The following is a 20,087-nucleotide window of genomic DNA, read 5'->3' as shown; positions in this document are numbered from 1 at the left end:
CCAGTTGAGGACTTATACCGGGTCACCGGTATAAACAACGCCTATAAAATAAGGATCGGTTCGCCGATCCTTATTTTTTGGTTCATTGTCAGGGACAGCCTGAAACTTGCTAGGCTTTGGGCGGACAGCAAAAATTTCGCATAGGTGAAAAAGAAGGGCTTTTACTTCACTGTTCAAACGATTGTACCAGTTAGGGGATTGGATAATGGTATCCAGTCTCTTATCCAAAGGTGTCTGTTGTTGTGAGCGATTTGTATACCGCCGAAGGCGTGATGGACAAAAATAGCCTCTGGAAGCGCTATGTACCACTGGTTCGCCATGAAGCATTGAGGCTACAGGTGAGATTACCTGCCAGTGTAGAACTCGATGACTTGCTTCAGGCCGGTGGCATCGGCCTGCTGAATGCGGTGGAGCGGTTTGATTCCATGCAGGGAACCGCGTTTACCACCTATGCGGTACAGCGCATCAGGGGGGCAATGTTGGATGAGTTGAGGAGCCGTGATTGGGCTCCGCGCAGTGTGCGGCGTAACGCACGTGAAGTCACGCAGACCATCCGTAAACTTGAGCAAGAGTTAGGCCGTCCAGCCAGTGAGCAGGAAGTTGCTAAAGAATTAAAGATTAATCTGATAGAATATCGGCAAATACTGTTAGATACCAATAACAGTCAACTATTTTCTTATGACGAATGGCACGAAATTCACGGTGAAAGCTGTGAACCAGTGATTGAGGAAGAGCATGAGGCCAATCCTTTGCAACAACTGCTGGAAGGTGATCTTCGTCAGAGGGTAATCGATGTGATTGAATCATTGCCTGAACGGGAAAAGATGGTTCTTACGCTGTACTATCAGGAAGAACTGAATCTTAAAGAGATCGGCGCAGTACTTGACGTGGGCGAATCCCGCGTCAGTCAGCTTCACAGTCAGGCAATAAAAAGGCTGAGGGCGCGTCTGAATCCAGAGAAGTAACTTTTTGCTTGTTTGTTTTTTATTAAGACTATACACAGGGCTTTATCTCTTATGTCTGTTACAACACAAAAGAAACGGCCGCTTAGCCGTTATATCAAAGACTATAAACATAGCCAGACTCATTGTCTGCACTGCCATAAAGCACTTGACCGTATTTCGCTTGTTTTTAACGGTCAGGTCATCAATAAGGAAGCGATTTCTGAGATGACTGAATTGGTGGATGACAAAACCTGGAATGAGTTGCAGGGTAAATTTGTGGCGCTGTGCCGCTTTTGTAGTGAAATTTATTGCAACAGCCAGACTGATTATTTTGACATTATGTCATTTAAACAGTATCTGTTTGAACAAACAGAGATGAGTCATAGTACTGTGCGTGAGTATGTCGTTCGTTTAAGACGTTTGGATGAAATACTGACTTCAAGCAATTATCCGGCCAGTGACTTCACGCCAGAAAAGGTTCAGGAAAAACTCAGCGAAGAATTATCTCAATCTGCTTTCAGCAATTACAATATTGCCTTGCGTAAATATGAGCAATATCTGAGCTGGCAACAGAACGATCATTGATTAATCATACCGATATATACCCTATAAACTTCCAGTTACAGCTCGCAAGACAAAAATCGCTGATTATCTCCCCGCAGCGCGGGGAGATAATAAAAGCACCATCAGGTTAACCAATCGTCATCAGGTTGGCATTGCCGCCGGCTGCGGCTGTATTCACACTGATTGAACGTTCATGCAGTAAGCGTTCCAGCAGTAAGTTGGTTTCACCACGGGCAAATCCCTGGACGGAGATAATTGGCCCCTTGCGTTGTGCAATCACCTCACAGACCTGACGCAACTGGTCGCCATCACCGTGATAAATCACTGCGGCCATGACCGTCTCTTCATTTTGCCAGTCGCCAGTCCAATCAATACGCTGACGCACTTCATCCGGCAACTGATGTTGCAGTTTTTGATGCAGTTCATCTTTCTGCCAGATGACCTGACCACCGACAGAAAGCACCGCAGCCAATTGCACCAAGGCATCTTGCTGGTTATCGGCCAGACAAAGCACACGGCCGCGCGGCAGCAGCGTATAGGTATTGCGCTCTCCGGTCGGCCCCGGCAGTAAGCGGGTGGTTCCGCCTTGTGCCAGTAAGCTGTATTCCTGAATCACCTGACCCAATGCTTCATGATTTTGCGCCACTGCCCAATCTGCCAGCGTGTAGAGCGGGGAATGCAGGGCAACACGGCTTCTGGCATCCAACTCATATTCCGCATCTTGCCGTGCCAAAGTCTGGTTGGCAGCATTGAGAGGGCGTTGTGACAGCAGACGATACAGATAGAGTGGCCCGCCGGCTTTCGGCCCGGTGCCTGACAAACCTTCGCCACCAAAGGGTTGCACTCCGACGACCGCGCCGACCATATTGCGGTTGACATAGATATTGCCGACTTGCGCCTTGCTGGTGACTTGCGCGATAGTTTCATCAATCCGCGTGTGGACGCCCAACGTCAGGCCATAACCGGCCGCATTGATTTGATCCAGCAGCTTATCTAACTCATGGCGTTTGAAACGGACGACATGCAGAACCGGCCCGAAAATTTCTTTTTGCAATTCAGCAAAACTGTCTAATTCGATCAGCGTGGGTTTGACGAACGTGCCTTGTGACCACTCCTGACTGTCGGTGTCATTCTCATATACCGCCTGATAAACGGTTTTGCCTTGGGTATACATCGTTTGGATATGATGTTCGATACCCGCTTTCGCTTCGGCATCAATGACCGGGCCAATATCCGTGGATAAACGCTCTGTATTCCCCATCCGGCATTCCGCCATCGCGCCTTTCAGCATAGTGAGCGTTTTATCAGCCACGTCTTCCTGAATACACAGGATGCGCAAGGCAGAACAGCGCTGACCGGCACTGTCAAACGCGGAAGCGATGATATCGGTGACAACCTGCTCGGTCAGCGCGGAGGAATCGACAATCATGGCATTCAGCCCACCGGTTTCTGCGATCAGCGGCGTTGGGCGCCCTTGCGCGTCAAGGCGGCCGGCAATATTGCGCTGCAACAGGTTGGCTATTTCGGTCGAACCCGTAAACATCACGCCGCGTACCCGTTCATCACCGACCAATAATGCGCCGACGGTTTCCCCTTGTCCCGGCAGTAATTGCAGTACATCACGAGGAATACCCGCTTGATGCAATATTTTTACCGCAGCAGCGGCAATCAGTGGCGTTTGTTCTGCGGGTTTTGCCAGAACACTATTGCCTGCGGCCAGTGCCGCGGCGATCTGGCCGGTGAAAATCGCCAGCGGGAAGTTCCACGGGCTGATACAGACGACCGGCCCCAAGGGGCGATGGGTATCATTAGCAAAATCCTGGCGAACCTGACTGGCGTAATAGTGGAGAAAATCCACGGCCTCACGCACTTCGGCAATCGCATTGTTGAAGGTTTTGCCCGCTTCACGCACCAGAATGCCGAGCAGGGATTGCAGATGATTTTCCATCAATTCCGCTGCTCGCACTAAAATCGCTGCACGTTCTGAGGGGGGAGTGGCAAACCAAATGGCGTCGGCATCGGCAGCGACATCCAGCGCGTAGCTGACTTCCTGTTCCGTGGCTTCTCGCACATAACCCACGATATCGGCATATCTGGCGGGATTGTTCACTGGTTTAGCCGCCGGCAGTTCCCCGCTATGTTGGTAATAGCCCCCCAACACGGGTTCGCAGCTCCATGTTTCCGTGGAAGAACTGAGCAGGGCACTGGAAAGGGAAGCCAAACGATGCTCATTGGAGAGATCTAATCCCGATGAATTAACCCGGTTTTTGCCGTATAAATCACGTGGCAGGGGAATTTTGGGATGTGGCAGGCCGATTTGCCCTTCGGTTTGCGCCAGTTCCTGCACGATTTTAACCGGATCAGCGACCAGTTCATCTATCGGCAGAGACGTATCGGCAATGCGATTGACAAACGACGTATTCGCTCCGTTTTCCAGCAAACGGCGTACCAGATAGGCCAATAGTGTTTCATGGGTTCCCACCGGGGCGTAAATACGGCATGGGCGATTGAGTTTACCTTCAGCAATCTTGCCAACGACTTGTTCATAAAGTGGCTCCCCCATGCCGTGCAGGCATTGGAACTCATATTGCCCCGGATAGTAGTTCTGCCCGGCCAGATGATAAATCGCGGATAAAGTGTGGGCGTTATGGGTGGCAAATTGCGGGTAGATCACATTTGGGACCGCAAGCAGTTTACGGGCACAGGCAAGGTAAGAAACATCGGTATAGACCTTGCGGGTATAGACCGGATAGTCTTCCAGCCCCTCGATCTGGGCACGTTTAATTTCACTGTCCCAGTAAGCGCCTTTCACCAGACGGATCATTAACCGATGACGGCTGCGCTGTGCCAAATCAATCAGGCTGTCAATAACGAAGGGGCAGCGTTTCTGGTAAGCCTGAATGACAAAACCAATCCCATTCCAGCCTTCCAGTTGTGGTTCGAAACACAGTTTTTCCAGTAAATCGAGGGAGATTTCCAGACGATCGGCTTCTTCTGCGTCAATATTGATGCCAATATCGTATTGACGCGCCTGTAAAGTCAGGGAAAGCAGGCGAGGATAGAGTTCATCAATCACACGCTCATATTGGGCACGACTATAACGGGGATGCAGGGCGGAGAGTTTGATGGAAATGCCCGGCCCTTCATAAATACCCCGGCCATTTGATGCCTTACCGATGGCATGGATCGCCTGCTGATAGGAAACCATATAGGCTCGCGCATCTTCTTCGGTTAATGCGGCTTCACCGAGCATGTCATAAGAGTAGCGAAAGCCTTTCTCCTCCAGCTTCCGGGCGTTGGCAAGGGCTTGGGCGATGGTTTCTCCCGTCACGAATTGCTCCCCCATCAGGCGCATGGCCATATCTACACCCTTGCGCACCAATGGCTCACCGCTTTTGTTGATGATGCGGTTAAGTGATTTAGATAACTTGGCTTCGTTATGGGTAGATACCAGCTTGCCCGTGAACAGCAATCCCCAGGTTGCCGCATTGACAAACATGGAGGGGCTTTGACCCAAGTGGGAATGCCAGTTGCCATTACTGATTTTATCGCGGATCAGGGCATCACGGGTTGCTTTGTCGGGAATACGCAGCAGGGCTTCAGCAAGGCACATCAAAGCCACACCTTCCTGCGAGGAAAGGGAAAATTCTTGCAATAATCCCTGAACCAAACCTGAACGGCCAATGCCCTGTTTTTGTTGGCGTAGCTTTTCTGCAATGGAATAAGCGAGCTTATGCGTTGCCTTGGCTTGTTCTTCACCGAGTTGTGCTTGTTGCAGCAGCATAGGAACGGCTTGAGTTTCGGGGAGGCGATAGGCGGCAGTAATTGCAGAACGTTTCACCGATTGGGGTAAAATATGCTCGGCAAAATCCAGAAATGGTTGATAAGGCGCCTCAATCTGTGATTCTGCTTCGGAAATCATTTCTTCTTTGTTATCCTGACCCGCTGATATTTCTGGGAGTTTTTCTTCATTTTCCAGACGTTCAAGATAATTAAAAATGGCTTGTTTAATTAGCCAGTGTGGTGTGCGATCAATGAGTTGTGCTGCGGCTTTAATTCGATTACGCGTTATTTCATCGAGTTTCACACCCATAGTGGTACTACCCATTTTTACTCCTTAACAGGTAAAACTAAAAAAAGTCACATAACAATATCTTCTATGTTGCAACTTTGTGCAACTTCGTTAAAAGCAGTCATTCTAAATTTGTGAAACTAATCTTGTTTTTACTATTTTTTTCGGCGAAATTGATTATTGAAATTTATTTATATTGTTGATTTTAAATAATTTTATTTTTATTGTGTGGATCTTAAGTATAACCTGTTAGCTAATTTAAGGTGCAACTTCTGGAGTGATAAATGTGATTTAGCAAGCGTTTTTTATAAAAACACAGTTAATCAGTTGTTAATAATGTTTTATCTAAATTAGGATAGAATGTAATTTCAAAATAATTACAAGTATAAATAATACGCATGAAAACTAATGGCATCTTCAGGTACAACTTGTTACCGCCTGATATAAAAGGTGAGGTATCACTGAAAAATATTTCAGGCACGATGGCATTATTTACGCAACATTGTTTACGCAAATAGCACATTTGCAGATACATAATTTATAAAAACACGATCAATTTATAAAAACACTATGGAGAAGAACCTGCATGACAGTAAATTCACCAATGCTCATTACCTTCATCATCTACATTGCAGCAATGTTACTGATAGGATTCGCGGCTTATCGCTCCACCAAGAATTTTGATGATTACATATTGGGTGGACGAAGATTAGGTAGTGTGGTAACTGCATTATCTGCCGGTGCTTCTGATATGAGTGGCTGGTTATTGATGGGATTGCCGGGCGCCATTTTTTTCTCAGGCATTTCAGAAAGCTGGATCGCGTTAGGTCTACTGTTGGGCGCCTATCTGAATTGGCGGTGGGTTGCCGGCAGATTGCGAGTGCATACCGAAGTAAACAATAATGCACTAACATTACCCGATTATTTCACCAGCCGCTTTGAGGACAATAGCAAAATCCTGCGGATTATTTCTGCATTGGTTATCCTGATTTTCTTTACTATTTATTGTGCATCCGGTGTGGTTGCCGGTGGTTTGTTGTTTGAGAATACCTTTGGTATCAGCTATGAAAAAGCGATTTGGTTGGGGGCACTGGCAACAATTGCCTATACCTTCCTTGGGGGATTTCTGGCGGTAAGTTGGACTGATACGGTTCAGGCAACGTTAATGATTTTTGCCTTAATTCTGGTTCCCGTTCTGGTCCTGTTTAAAGTCGGGGGAGTGGGTGCAGCTATCAATATTATTGAGGCAAAAAACCACGCCTATTTAGATATGTTTAAGAATCTGAATATCATTGCCATTATTTCTTTGCTGGGATGGGGCTTCGGTTATTTTGGCCAGCCACATATTCTGGCTCGTTTTATGGCGGCGGACTCCCACCAGACGATTCATAAAGCCCGTCGCATCAGTATGACGTGGATGCTCTTGTGCCTTGCAGGCACGGTGGCGGTTGGGTTCTTTGGTATTGCCTATTTTGAAATGTATCCTGAGCAGGCCGGGCCGGTATTGCAGAACCGTGAACGCATCTTCATGGAGTTGGGTGTGCTTTTGTTCAATCCGTGGATCACGGGAATATTATTGTCTGCGGTGTTAGCGGCGGTGATGAGTACATTAAGTTGCCAATTATTGGTTTGTTCCAGCGCACTGACCGAAGATTTCTATAAAGCATTCATACGGACTAAAGCCTCCCAAAAAGAATTAGTCTGGGTGGGTCGTTTCATGGTTTTGATGGTGGCAATCATTGCTATCGTGATCGCAATTAACCCGAATAATAAAGTATTATCACTGGTCAGCAATGCTTGGGCCGGGTTTGGCGCAGCGTTTGGCCCCGTGGTACTGATTTCTGTGCTTTGGAAACGTATGACCCGTAACGGTGCGTTGGCGGGTATGCTGGTGGGCGCCATCACCGTGCTGGTTTGGATGGAGTTCCGTTGGTTCTCCCTGTATGAAATTATTCCGGGCTTTATTTTCGCGACGATTGCCATCATTGTGGTGAGTTTGCTGGGGAAAGCACCAAGTCAGGCGACACAACAGCGTTTTATTGAAGCCGAAGCGCACTATAAGACCAAATAATCTGATCTGCTCAAGAAGGAAATTATCCTTGATTATCTCCTGTAAGGGATAATCAAGGATATAAAGTTGAGTAGCGTGCATCCGGTAATATCATTGAGCGACGGCCATTTGCGCCTGATTGACAAGGAGCTGCCCACTTTCCAGTTTGATACAGTGATCGGCCAAGTGGAAAAAGCGATCGTCGTGGGTGATCGCCAGTACGGCTTTACCGCGTGCCGCCAATTCGGGCAATAGCTCCTGATAAAACACCGTCTTAAACAGCGGGTCCTGATCCGCCGCCCATTCATCGAACAGATAGAACGGCCGATCTTCCAAATAGGCCACCACTAAAGCGAGGCGTTTTCGTTGTCCCAATGACAAATCGCGCGTTGAGAAACAGCCATTTTCAATCTTTACCTTATGATCCAAATGCAGTTTAGCGAGCAAGGCGTTAGCACGTGAATCCAATGTTGAATCGGCATCGTTCAAACCGACCAGTGTTTCAAAGAGATGGAAATCGGAGAAAACCGCTGAGAACAGTTGACGATAGTGGGCTCTGTTGTTGTCAGTGATGATATGTCCATCAACGGTAATGGTGCCGCTTTCTGGTGTGTATAAACCGACCAGTAGCTTGGCGAGTGTGGTTTTGCCACTGCCGTTCCCGCCGATCAAAAAAGTAATTTCACCTCGTTTGAGTGTCATATCGATTGGACCGAGTTGGAATACTTTATCTTCCTGCTCCCTATAATAACTGTGGGTCAGGCCAGACAGGCGCAGTAAAGTTGCCTCACCGAATTCATCAGCCGAAATTTGCCGGATAAATGGGTCTTGCTCATTCAGCTCAGAGAGGACATCACCAATGCGATTCAGTGATACATGTGCTGCATTCAGGGCTGGAATACTGTTTAACAAACTGTCTAACGGCATCAACATAAACAGAAATACAATGACATATCCGGCGAGTGTCGTGACTTCAAGGCCTGGTATTACTGTCGGGGCGAATATCACCACTCCCAAAAACACATAGAATAAAAAGAGTATCCAGCCAGCCCCGAAGGCATAAACACCGAAAGCACGGGTGCGATGCTGGCGTACCGCGTCAATTTCGTGACCGAGGAAATGAGTGAAGAAAGCCTTGGCACGTGAGAAGTGTAACTTTAATTCTTTGGCGCCAGAGAATAATGCGTTGAAATGGTTGAACAGGCGATCTTGTGCTTTACCCGCTGCGTTGAATGCGGTGATCGCTTTGGCTCCACCAAGGCTATAACCGAGTGAACCAATAACGACGATGGCTACGGCCAGAAAGAAGATAGGCCACGATAACCAAGCCAGATACCCCAGACAACCCAGTACGATTGAACCCTGCATCACAATATTGGGCAAAATGAAGAATAACAGTGATACATTGGTTGTATCGTCGGTGATGATAGATTGCGCGCGCGAGGCACCAAGCTCCTCAATTTGACGGAAGGGTGCACGGGCAATGCGTTCTGAGATGAGTTCGCGCATCTTTGCCATCGTATTTTGGCTCAGTTTAGCGAAAATCACGCCACTCAGTATGCGGCAGGCAATCGCCAGCACAGCCAGAATAGCGAAATACCCAGCGAACAAGCCATAGTTATCGTTGGCGGTTGTCACGGCTTTATTGATTAATGAAATCAAAGAAACGCTGGAAATCCCATTAGCAATGCTGGCAAAAATGGCAATACCAAGTGCCCAGCGTGAACGATATAACAGTGAGAGTAAAATCCGATAGGCCGATTGTTTCATTGTCGAAGTGTTCATTTGTAATCCATAAATTCTGTACGTAACTTGGCGTTAAACGTAGTGGTGAAAGAAAGGATAATAAAATGCCAACCCGTAAGACTAGATTAAAATAACAAAATCAGTCACTCTACTTCATAAACGAACCTTCGAAAATCCGAATTGGGTGGTTTGATTAATCTCTTAGAGCCTAATTCTCCGTCACTATCGGTAAGGACATTTATCTATCTTATGATTTAGGGGAATTTAACCATGATATACAGAACAAAATCTTTTAGTATTAACAACCATAATGATTTTTTATCAAAATCTTTACGACAGACTAAGTCCACTTTGGATATGAGACTCATTGATGCTGAACTCAGAGATCTCAGAGATCTCAGAAGGTTTATACATATCAAGAAAGGAAATGCTCAAGAAGCATCTTACGCTGTAGGCGCAATATTGCGTAGAATGGATGAAGAACAATTAGCGTATGATTTTTTTAAGGATAATTGGGAAAATGAAAAGAAAAAAAGAAATACTGGGGAAGCTTCCGGTTTTGGTAAACCTAATTTGAGTAATATATTAAAAAGTCATGGGTTGATGTCAGAACAACGTAAAAATGTATTAACAGAAATAGAAATGGAAACTAAAGAAGAAATAAAGAGAAATTTTTGTAGATATCAAAACTCAAAAACGATATTCAAATTCATAAAGCAATCAATTAATTATTTTGATGACAAGGATAAGTTCTTTATTGCTTACTATTTCACTCATCCCATAGGGATATTACATTTTTCTACAAAGAAAGATATTCCCACGGTTGTTAATTTTGCAATGCATTACTTGATTAGAAATTGTGGGTATTTATTAATGGAATTTGCTGTAAATGAATCAGTTGATTTAGGAAAAGAGGGAAGGTTACAACTTGAAGCATTATCTGGGGCTGAAACAGCTTATTTTGATATGGGATTTTTAAAAACAAACAATGATCTAATGATATTAGAACCTGCTATGAATGATAAATGGTGTAAAATAAATGGACATTATAAGTTACAATGTATTAATAATAAAGGAAAATAGGGGATTTCTTACTCCCCTCTATCAAGAAAAATTGATATCGCTGAATCAGTAAAAAGCCATCCGGCAATTTTAGTGACGGAAACCGTGTTGGCTTGCAACACGGTTTTCTGCCAACGCCAGAGAGTTAATCAATAGTGAATAACCGTCCGAATCGATTTACCTTCAAGCATGAGTTCGAAAGCCTCATTAATGTTTTCCAGCGGCATCCTGTGGGTAATGAAAGGAGCGAGTTCAATTTCACCCTGCATGGCTTTTTCGACCATCCCCGGCAACTGGCTGCGTCCTTTTACGCCGCCAAAAGCCGTGCCTTTCCATGTCCGTCCGGTAATAATCTGGAATGGACGAGTGCAGATCTCTTGTCCTGCGCCGGCAACACCAATGATAATTGATTGCCCCCAGCCCCGGTGTGCGCTTTCAAGCGCGGCACGCATGACATTAACATTACCAATACACTCGAAAGTATGATCAACGCCCCATTTTGTCATCGCCAGAATGACCTGTTGAATCGGTTGGTCATGGTCATTAGGGTTGATGCAATCCGTCGCGCCAAATTGTCTGGCGAGTTCGAATTTAGCGGGATTCGTATCAATGGCGATAATGCGTCCCGCTTTTGCCTGGCGGGCGCCTTGGACAACAGCAAGCCCAATCCCCCCTAACCCGAAAACGGCAACAGAATCCCCCGGTTGCACTTTGGCGGTATTGTGCACGGCACCGATACCCGTCGTGACACCACAGCCCAACAGACAAACGTGTTCATGGTTTGCGGCTGGATTTATTTTTGCCAGTGAGACTTCTGCGACGACAGTGTATTCACTGAATGTGGAACATCCTGAGTAATGATGAACAGGCTGTCCATGGTAAGAAAAGCGGGTGGTGCCATCCGGCATAAGGCCTTGACCTTGAGTATCACGGACTGCGATACAAAGGTTAGTTTTGCCAGACTGACAGAACTCACATTGGCCACACTCCGCCGTATATAATGGAATGACATGATCACCCGGTTTTACACTTGTGACACCGTCACCTACTTCAACGACGACACCGACGCCTTCATGCCCCAAAACAACCGGGAATATTCCCTCAGGATCGCCGCCGGCAAGGGTAAAGGCATCGGTATGGCAGACACCGGTATGGCTGATTTTTACCATGACTTCACCCGCTTTGGGTGGAGCAACATCAATTTCGACAATTTCGAGTGGTTTGTTGGGTTCAAAGGCAACGGCAGCACGTGATTTCATAGAATATCCCTCTTTTTGTTAACACACGTTGAAATAAAAAGTGGATGCTAAATTGTTCGTTCAAGCAATTACACTATCAGAATACGCTGGCACGTCTATTTATCTGCACGTTATCTGTCCATAAAATCAATTCAATCTTAATAAGATTGGACAGACTGTATATTTCCTCACATAACTATTCCCATTACCTCATCACCATTGTTCTAACGACAATACCCTAACGACAGGCTTATTCATTAACTTTAGACCATAAATAGTACCTTATGTAAATTATTTAAAATTAAATAATAACCAATAGATTTTATTGGGTGCTATCAATAAGATGGCTCATTGATTAACTCATGTTGAATCAATCTATGAAATCAAAGGAAATGATAAATGTTCCAACTGTGTAGTTATATATGTAGTGATATATTCTGATTTCAAATGGAGGTTTAATGGCAGCATTCAATTCTCAACCCATTAAATTTGCTTATTGGGTGCCTAATGTTTCCGGCGGATTGGTGATAAGTAAAATTCCGCAACGCACTAGCTGGGATCACACTTATAACCGCAAGCTGGCTCAAATTGCCGAAAATGGTGGTTTTGACTACGCATTGACCCAAATTCGATTTACGGCTGGCTATGGTGCTGAAAACCAGCATGAATCGATGACCTTTTCGCAAGATCTGCTGTCAGTCACCAGTAAATTGAAAATCATTGCCGCCCTTTTACCGGGGCCTTGGAAACCGGTATTGGCTGCCAAACAGATAGCCACAATCAGTCAGCTTTATGGTGCCCGCATTGCGGTTAATATTGTGAGTGGCTGGTTCCGCGGTGAATTTAAAGCGATTGGTGAACCGTGGTTGGATCATGAAGAACGTTATTTACGTTCTGAAGAGTTTATCCGTTGTTTGCAAGGGATCTGGTCACAACCCGCTTTCAGTTTTTCGGGTGATTTTTATCGTTTCCATGATTATACCTTAAACCCTAAACCACTTACGCCACGACCGGAGATTTTTCAAGGAGGAAGTTCCAGGGCTGCCAGAGACATGGCCGCACGTGTTTCCGATTGGTATTTCACCAACGGCGGCAGCGTGGAAAATATTCAGAAACAGATCGAAGATATCAGCGCTAAGGCGTTATTGAATCATCATCAGGTAAAAATAGGCGTTAATGGTTTTGCCATTGCCCGTGATAGTGAAAAGGAAGCTCGCTCAGTATTACAGGATATTTTGGATCACAGTGACCTTGAAGCGGTAAAAAGTTTTCATCATGAAGTCCAAAATGCGGGAAATGCCTCGCCGGAAAAAGAGGGGAATTGGGCAAAATCCACGTTTGAAGATCTTGTGCAATATAATGATGGCTTTAAAACTAACCTGATTGGTACGCCATTACAAATTGCCCAACGCATTATTGAATATAAGAAAGTCGGTGTAAATTTGATGTTACTCGGATTTTTGCATATGCAGGAAGAGCTGGCGTATTTTGGTAAAAATGTGATCCCACTTGTGCGGGAATTGGAGCAAAAAACGGATTAAATAATGCACCGATGGTTTGCCACTCATAAAAAACCCAATAGATTCCAATTTACCATGCGGTGAAAACTTGAAATCTATTGGGTCATTTCAATTAATCGCCGACTAAATCCTGTAGCGTTTGCCAGAAGGGGCTTTGCCGTGCTAACTGACGCTGCTCTTCAAGCATATTTTCCAGTATTTCCAGGGTGGTCAGTGGATTAGCCAGCACAACACGCAAAACGGTTGTCGGTTGTCGATCCCATTGCACGGGTTTAAGGTGCGTGCGCGAAACAAAAGATTTTCCCGCCGTCCACTGGCTGGTCTGAATACTTTGGTTAAGCGCATTAAGTAATTCATGCAGTTGCTGCCTGACCGACGCCGAACCTTCCCGTAGTGCCGATAATACCGTTGGCGGCACATACCGATACGTCAGCAGGCAAAGCTGAGGTTCACTGATTAGCTCGAAATCCTCCTGCTGATGGATCAGATCGGCAAATTGCTGCGCTTTTTCGATACTTGCCTCTATCAGGCTGGCTAATCCTCGCCGGCCCAATAAATAAAAGTTACTGTGCAGCATCAGCGACATGGCGCTGCGTGACCCCTCCAACGTATGGCGTCCCAGATCTTTCGACCCCTTGCGCACAATATAATTGGCATGTTGGGCAATCGCGTTGGTCAGGGTAGGCTGACGGAACAGCACCATGCCTGAACCCATTGGCACATACATTTGCTTATGGGCATCAATCGTTACCGTATCGGCACGTTCGATGCCGGCGAATAAATGCCGATAGCGTTCTGACATCAGGCTGGCACCGCCCCAGGCGGCATCAACATGGAAATAACACTGCTCCTGTTCTGCGATATCTGCCAGCCTGTTCAGGGGATCGATAGCACCGGTTTCGGTGGAACCGGCTATCCCGACGATAGCCATAGGCTTGATATTGCGTTGGCGCAGTGTCTGCAATTGTGCAAGCAAGGCATCAATGCAGATCCGTCCCTCTCGGTCAGTCTCAACCTTTACCAAGGCATCTTGTCCTAATCCGAGCACATCCACGGTTTTTTTCAGCGAATAGTGTCCCTGTTCAGAGACCAGAATGGCTAAACCACGATAGCCATAATGCAGTAATCCCCTGGCCAGCCCTTCACGTGCGAGACCGGCAAAATCGCCATCGGCGGGCATGAGCTGGTTTCGACACGCCCACATCGCGGTTAAATTAGCCAGCGTTCCACCGGAACAGAAGGTAGCCAGTGCGTGCTCACCGTTATGAAGCCACTGCTGGTAGAAATCTTCATCACGGTGATAGACCAATTTGTGCATCATACCCAGCACTTGGCGTTCCAGCGCCGTTAAAATATGCGAGGTTTCCAGTTTGACCAAGTTTTGGTTCAGTGCTGTCAATACCTTGCCGAGTGCAGGCAGATGCTTGGGAAGCGCCGATGTCATGTGACCCACAAAGGCGGGTGATGACACGGGCACAACGTGATTAAGGATATCCTCGCTCAAATACCGGGCATAGCTATCGACATTAAGCGGAAATTCCGGGATATCCACCGAAACGAATACCTTTTCAAGTTCTGTCAGTTCGCCTATGGGATGGCCTAACTCACGGCGACAATAAGTGACAGGGTCATCTGCAATGTTTGTTTCCAGTTCAAATAGTCCTTCTTCACCGGCATGGGAAATAAACTGGTCGAGCAGCGCCTGCCATTCTTGCTTTTCACTCATTTTTTCACTCATATACACTCGTCGCACTTCAGGATACATTGATTATCCCCCCGCAATGCGGAGAGATAATCACGTTACTTTGGATTACGCAGGCAATCTAATTCTTGCCATAATTGGGCTATCCACTGCCCGACCTGTGGGTCGGACAACATGGTCATATGATTGCCGGGCACCCGCCTCGTATTGAGTTCAGCTACGTGAAGCGCCCACCGGGTTTCGCGCATTCTCCTTTCAGCCAAAGCGCCTTTCTCGGCATTGATCAGATGAACCCGCCCCGCATAGCGGGTACGGGGGATATAGCACGTGTTCAGATTAGCCTGCATCACGCGAACAATGCCTTGCAACAGTGATATCGGCGTTTTTGCCGGAAAGAGACCGGCTTTCACCAAGGCATTATGCAGATGCTGAATCTGTTCATCCGGCGTCAAGTCATCGAGATCAGATCGGGTCAGCGCAAGCGGTCTTTCTAATATCAGGTTATAAATCTCGATCAACTCCATCAGTGTCTCAGTGCGGTTGGTGGATTTGAAATCCCCCGCTTGCTGGTCAGGCCCATCCGTATCAATCAGGATGAGCGTAGCGACCTGTTCCCCCTCCGCCTGCAATTGCAACGCCAGCTCAAAGGCTATCCAGCCACCGAAAGAGTGACCGAGCAGGTGATAAGGGCCATGAGGCTGGATGTGCCGGAGATGTTGGATATAGGCACGGGCAGCCCCTTCCACGCTGGAGTAAGGGAAGTTGTGCTCAGCCGTAAACCCGCGTGCCTGCAAAGCATATATCGGGAGTTGTTGGGGGAACGAGAGCGCCAGTTCAAGCAAACTGGACGGGCTGGCACCCGCACCCGGCAGGCAAAATAGCGGTGCCAGCGATGGCGATCCCTGTTGAATGATAACGCACGGGTCGAAAGCAGGGACTGCCTGTAAGTTTTCGCTGATGGAATCTGCGATCTGGTTTAGCAAAGGCGGGTGCATGATGGATAAATGCGTGCCACCAATAGGATGAAGCACTGAATCATGACCAACGATGTCATGCCAACCGCGCCAAACATCGCCATTGACTAACTCATCTGCGGTATAGAGATGGATAGCTAAGGATGATTTTTTTGCCACATACGCCTGATCAAGCTGCGTCATTATCCCAGTGGTATAGAGACGGAGGAGAATATCTTCACGTGTGATATCGGCCGGCAACCATTGGTGTTTAATGAAGTAATCAACAAGGTGCTCTAACGTACTGAGTTGGTGTAGCTCGTTTAACGTCTGTTCATCGTCAATACTCTTTTCAATACGCAGTGAGTCAATGATTAACTTAACTTGTGTTGTTTCCTGATCGACAGATTGGCGGGGGGTTATTGACGATCCATGATTGTCGTTATCGGTATGATGATAAGAATCAATCATGCCGATAAACTCTACCGTCTCACTATCGGCCGTTAATTGTTGCGCGATTTCATAGGCGATCACCCCGCCTATTGACCATCCGGCCAGACGATAAGGCCCGTGTGGCTGGACGCGGCGGATCGCCTGAATATGACAGGCCGCCAGCGCTTCAATTGACGCCGGAGGATGCGCCAGCGTGTGGATGCCAAGCGCCTGCAATGCGTAGACGGGCAGCTCAGGCGGCAGTAAAGCCGCCAGTGGCGAGTAAACCAATGGGTCACCGGAAGTTTCATGGACGAAAAATAAAGGGCGCAAAGCACCTGCCGGACTTAACGGTACCGGATTTGCATCAAATGGGGATGCTGGCATGGCAACATATTCTTTTACCGCCAAGGCGAGATCACTCAAGGTCGGATGGGCGAACAAAGTGGTCAGTGCGACCTCCATCCCTTGTTCACGCATACGGTTCAACAACTGTACCGCGAGCAGTGAGTGGCCACCTAGTTCAAAGAAGTGATCATTACGGCCGACTTTTTCCACTCCCAGCAAGTCTTGCCAGATCCGGGTCAGGGCGGTTTCTACTTCCCCTTCCGGGGCTTCATAGCGGCGGGTGACCACCGCCGATCCATCAGGCGCCGGCAACGCCTGCCGGTTCAGTTTGCCGTTGGGGGTCAGCGGGAAAGCATCCAGCATGACAAACGCACTGGGCAGCATATAATCAGCCAGAGACTGGGCAAGCTGTTGACGCAGTTCCACCGGCAGGAGTTCAACGTTCTCCTGTGGCCGCAGGTAAGCGACCAACTGCTTTTGCCCTGTTGCATCTTCACGCGCCAGCACAACCGCCTCGCGCACGCCGGAGCACTGCATCAGTTGGGCTTCGATTTCACCGAGTTCAATGCGGAAGCCGCGCAGCTTGACCTGAAAATCATTGCGGCCGAGGTATTCAATCGTGCCGTCGGGCAGCCAGCGACCAAGATCACCGGTTTTATACATGCGGGCACCGGCTTCCGGAGAGAAGGGATCGGCGAGGAAGCGTTCCGCCGTCAGTTCCGGCCGGTTGAGGTAACCACGCGCCACTCCCGCCCCGCCAATATGGATTTCACCCGCCACACCGAGGGGCACAGGCTGGCCGCGGCTATCCAGAATGTAAATCCGAGTGTTGGGTAATGGACGGCCGAGCGGAATATTACCGGTGCTCGCCCAGGCGTGCTTGTCAGCCGATATCGATGAGTTATCCAAGGTGGATGAGTTATCCAAAGTCAATGTTGTGGCGATAACCGTGGTTTCTGTCGGGCCATAGGAGTTAATCCAGCGGCAGGATTGCGTTGCCGGCATCGATTGCCAGCTCTGCCAATGGCGCAGTTCCGCCTTCTCACCGCCGACAATAACCGTGTGCAGATATTTCCCGAAACCACAGCGTCCCGCCAGTATCTCTTCTACCCATTGATGCCAGAAAGCGGTGGGCATATCCATGATGGTGATCTTCTGTGTATTTAACAGATCAACAAATGCCTTATCCGGCACACGGATATGCGCCGGGCGCAGAACCAACGTCGCACCGGATGCCAGCGTCGGGAAAATATCCGATACCGAGGTATCAAACGCGATGGTGGCAAATTGCAAAATGCAATCACCTAATTGAGGATGGCTGGTCTGCTGTTGGGCATGGATAAAATTCACCACATTGCGGTGTTCCAGCATCACGCCTTTGGGCTGCCCCGTCGAGCCGGAAGTATAAATAATATAGGCCAGATGATGGGGCTTAAGCCCGATCTGGCGGGCATCAGGATTATGATCCGGCTGTTTTGCCACCTTATTTCGGTGGGATTCATCGTCCAGCAACCAGACGGGAATATCCAGAGTTGGCAAAATCCCCTGTAAGTGTTGCTGAGTCAGCAACAAGACTGGCTGACTATCTGACAATTGATAAGCCAAACGCCCAACGGGGTATTCAGGATCAAGGGGAACATAACCCGCACCCGCTTTCAGGATGCCATAGATGCCGATAATCATCACCAGACTGCGATCAGCACAGATAGCGATACGATCGTCGGGGCGTACACCGGACGCAATGAGCTGATGTGCCAGTTGGTTGGCATGGCGGTTCAGTTCCGCGTAACTCAGTTCGCTCCCGCCAAAGATCAGCGCGGTGGCATCCGGTGTCCGTGCTGCCTGCTGTTCGAACAATTGGTGGATCAAGACATCTTGCGGAAGTTTGACAGTAGTATCATTAAATGTTGCCAGTAATTGCGTGCGCTCTGCCAAGGGCAGAATATCGATAGTTTGGATGGGTTGCTCAGGATTATGTTGCAGTGCGGCTACAATGCCTTTTAACGCCCGGTTGACATAAGCATTAATCCGTACCGGATTGACTTTCTGGCTGCATTGCGTCGTCAATCTGAATCCATTATCAAAATCATCCACATCCAGTGATAAGGGATAATTGCTGCGCTCCTCGCTTCCTAACACCTGAATGCCTTCCCAAGTCATTGAGGCGACTTGTTCATCTCCTTGCGGGCTATAGCGGAAATTCAGCAGACTGTTAAACAGTGGCAATGGTGCCTGAACCCCACTGCAACGCTGGGCAATTGCCAGTGGGATCTGTTCATGATCCAGCAATTCACTTAACAATTGGTAGGTTTCCTGTACCGCCTGTTTAACATTACGTCCCTGTAACTTAACGCGGACGGGCAGGGTATTGATAAACATTCCGAGCATTTGGGAAGCTCCCAGACCACTTTGTAGCCGACCCAATAAAACGGTACCGAAGATCACATCATCACGGCCGTAGCATCGCGCCAACACTTGTGCCCAAGCCAAATGGAACAGAACCGCTGAACTGATGCCCTGCTGACGGGCACAATCGCGGATCTGTTGTGCCAGTTCATCATCCAGCATGAAGATATCTTCTACGATTTCATCATATTCATCGCGGTCGTTCCCTTGTACATCACGTAATGCAAACGGCAAAGTAGGCTCTTCCACATCGCCCAGTAATTGCCGGAAATAGGTTTCGTGCTCAGCGGCAGGTACACGCAAGGTTTGAGCAACAAAGTTACGGTATTGCAGGGCAGTCGGCAGGGTTTCAGCCTTGCCCAGCAAGATTTGCGCCATTTCAGCAAAAATTAGCTCCAGTGTTATATGGTCACTGATCAGATGATGCAAACGTAAGGCCAGCAGCCATTGATTGTGTCGCGGATCGTGGGCAATATCGGCGGCAAACAACGGGGCCTGCCCCAGGTCGAGGCGGTGCCGGCGGGGATCGGTGGCTGCCCGCAATTGGGCTATAACGTCTTCTTTGGTTTCTGGGGCAGGGGTAAAGATATTAACGGGCAAGGTTGCCTGACGCCAGACTACCTGAACGGGCTGGGGCAGGCCCTGCAAATGGACGGACGTGCGTAAAATATCATGGCGGTCGATAACCTGTTGCAGGGCGGCCAAAAAGGCATTGAGCCGTTCACGGTGATCAAAGGTGAGCAGACAGCGCAGCAGATAATTGTCCCCTTCGGTTTGCAATAGGTGGTGGAAGAAAATCCCTTCCTGCAACGGGGCGAGCGGGTAGATATCCTGCACATTGTCGGCACCGCCGGGGATCGCCGCCGTCAGGGCATCAATCTCGGATTGGGAGAGTGATACCAGCGGCAACATACCGGGAGTAATCACCGTGCAATCGGCGGGAATAAGATTGGCGGGGGCCTCGAAAGCCGGTAACGCGTGCGGGTCTGTTGACAGGGTTTGCGCCAATTCCCGCAGGATCGGGGCATCGAATACGCTGCGCACTTCCAG

10 protein-coding genes (1 of these 10 cut by a window edge) are annotated in these 20,087 nt (G+C 48.1%); 5 read left to right on the top strand and 5 right to left on the bottom strand.

Features of this window, described 5'->3' with window-relative positions; all coding sequences use genetic code 11:
* The first annotated feature begins 242 nt into the window (after positions 1-242).
* On the top strand, positions 243-965 hold the full coding sequence (locus XDD1_RS10575) for an RNA polymerase sigma factor FliA (protein WP_045971019.1): 723 nt from the start codon (positions 243-245) through the stop codon (positions 963-965).
* A gap of 51 nt (positions 966-1,016) precedes the next feature.
* Complete coding sequence (gene fliZ / locus XDD1_RS10570) at positions 1,017-1,529, top strand: flagella biosynthesis regulatory protein FliZ (RefSeq protein ID WP_045971017.1); 513 nt, start codon at positions 1,017-1,019, stop codon at positions 1,527-1,529.
* A gap of 106 nt (positions 1,530-1,635) precedes the next feature.
* Here fliZ and putA read toward each other — a convergent pair whose 3' ends face one another.
* Complete coding sequence (putA, locus tag XDD1_RS10565; RefSeq protein ID WP_045971015.1) at positions 1,636-5,616, bottom strand: trifunctional transcriptional regulator/proline dehydrogenase/L-glutamate gamma-semialdehyde dehydrogenase; 3,981 nt, start codon at positions 5,614-5,616, stop codon at positions 1,636-1,638.
* Between the two features lie 550 nt (positions 5,617-6,166).
* On the opposite strand from putA, the gene putP reads away from it, so the two are divergent.
* Positions 6,167-7,651, top strand: a complete 1,485-nt coding sequence (gene putP / locus XDD1_RS10555; RefSeq protein ID WP_045971011.1) for a sodium/proline symporter PutP — start codon at positions 6,167-6,169, stop codon at positions 7,649-7,651.
* A 90-nt stretch (positions 7,652-7,741) separates the two neighbouring features.
* Here the strand turns inward: putP and XDD1_RS10550 are convergent, their stop codons facing one another.
* A complete protein-coding gene (locus tag XDD1_RS10550; protein WP_045971009.1) occupies positions 7,742-9,415 on the bottom strand; it encodes a cyclic peptide export ABC transporter in 1,674 nt (557 codons plus the stop codon).
* Positions 9,416-9,646: 231 nt separating this feature from the next.
* Here XDD1_RS10550 and XDD1_RS10545 point away from each other — a divergent pair, with 231 nt between their 5' ends.
* Positions 9,647-10,459 (top strand): hypothetical protein, encoded by an 813-nt coding sequence (locus tag XDD1_RS10545; protein ID WP_045971007.1) that lies wholly within the window; start codon positions 9,647-9,649, stop codon positions 10,457-10,459.
* A 128-nt stretch (positions 10,460-10,587) separates the two neighbouring features.
* Here the strand turns inward: XDD1_RS10545 and XDD1_RS10540 are convergent, their stop codons facing one another.
* Positions 10,588-11,697 carry an S-(hydroxymethyl)glutathione dehydrogenase/class III alcohol dehydrogenase gene (locus XDD1_RS10540; protein WP_045971005.1) on the bottom strand — a complete coding sequence of 370 codons (1,110 nt, stop codon included), beginning with the start codon at positions 11,695-11,697 and terminating at the stop codon, positions 10,588-10,590.
* A 437-nt stretch (positions 11,698-12,134) separates the two neighbouring features.
* On the opposite strand from XDD1_RS10540, the gene sfnG reads away from it, so the two are divergent.
* Positions 12,135-13,217 carry a dimethylsulfone monooxygenase SfnG gene (gene sfnG / locus XDD1_RS10535; protein WP_045971003.1) on the top strand — a complete coding sequence of 361 codons (1,083 nt, stop codon included), beginning with the start codon at positions 12,135-12,137 and terminating at the stop codon, positions 13,215-13,217.
* Between the two features lie 91 nt (positions 13,218-13,308).
* On the opposite strand, the gene panP is transcribed toward sfnG, so the two are convergent.
* Together panP and XDD1_RS10525 are read right to left on the bottom strand one after the other, a co-directional pair.
* The gene (panP, locus tag XDD1_RS10530; RefSeq protein ID WP_231854388.1) at positions 13,309-14,922 is read right to left on the bottom strand and encodes a pyridoxal-dependent aspartate 1-decarboxylase PanP; all 1,614 of its coding nucleotides are present in this window, start codon (positions 14,920-14,922) and stop codon (positions 13,309-13,311) included.
* A 74-nt stretch (positions 14,923-14,996) separates the two neighbouring features.
* On the bottom strand, positions 14,997-20,087 hold the 3' end of the coding sequence (locus XDD1_RS10525) for a non-ribosomal peptide synthetase (protein WP_045970999.1). 9,792 nt of this gene lie beyond the right edge of the window; the window shows 5,091 of its 14,883 coding nt (coding positions 9,793-14,883); its start codon lies beyond the right edge, outside the window; it ends in the stop codon at positions 14,997-14,999.

The sequence above is a fragment of the Xenorhabdus doucetiae genome, from assembly GCF_000968195.1.
Lineage (GTDB): Bacteria > Pseudomonadota > Gammaproteobacteria > Enterobacterales > Enterobacteriaceae > Xenorhabdus > Xenorhabdus doucetiae.
This window is presented reverse-complemented; position numbering and strand designations above follow the sequence as displayed.

Excerpts from the sequence above, each read along its gene's own strand:
- fliZ (WP_045971017.1), top strand. The coding sequence starts at position 1,017 with ATGTCTGTTACAACACAAAAGAAACGGCCGCTTAGCCGTTATATCAAA.
- putA (WP_045971015.1), bottom strand. The coding sequence starts at position 5,616 with ATGGGTAGTACCACTATGGGTGTGAAACTCGATGAAATAACGCGTAAT.
- putP (WP_045971011.1), top strand. The coding sequence starts at position 6,167 with ATGACAGTAAATTCACCAATGCTCATTACCTTCATCATCTACATTGCA.
- XDD1_RS10550 (WP_045971009.1), bottom strand. The coding sequence starts at position 9,415 with ATGAACACTTCGACAATGAAACAATCGGCCTATCGGATTTTACTCTCA.
- XDD1_RS10545 (WP_045971007.1), top strand. The coding sequence starts at position 9,647 with ATGATATACAGAACAAAATCTTTTAGTATTAACAACCATAATGATTTT.
- XDD1_RS10540 (WP_045971005.1), bottom strand. The coding sequence starts at position 11,697 with ATGAAATCACGTGCTGCCGTTGCCTTTGAACCCAACAAACCACTCGAA.
- sfnG (WP_045971003.1), top strand. The coding sequence starts at position 12,135 with ATGGCAGCATTCAATTCTCAACCCATTAAATTTGCTTATTGGGTGCCT.
- panP (WP_231854388.1), bottom strand. The coding sequence starts at position 14,922 with ATGAGTGAAAAGCAAGAATGGCAGGCGCTGCTCGACCAGTTTATTTCC.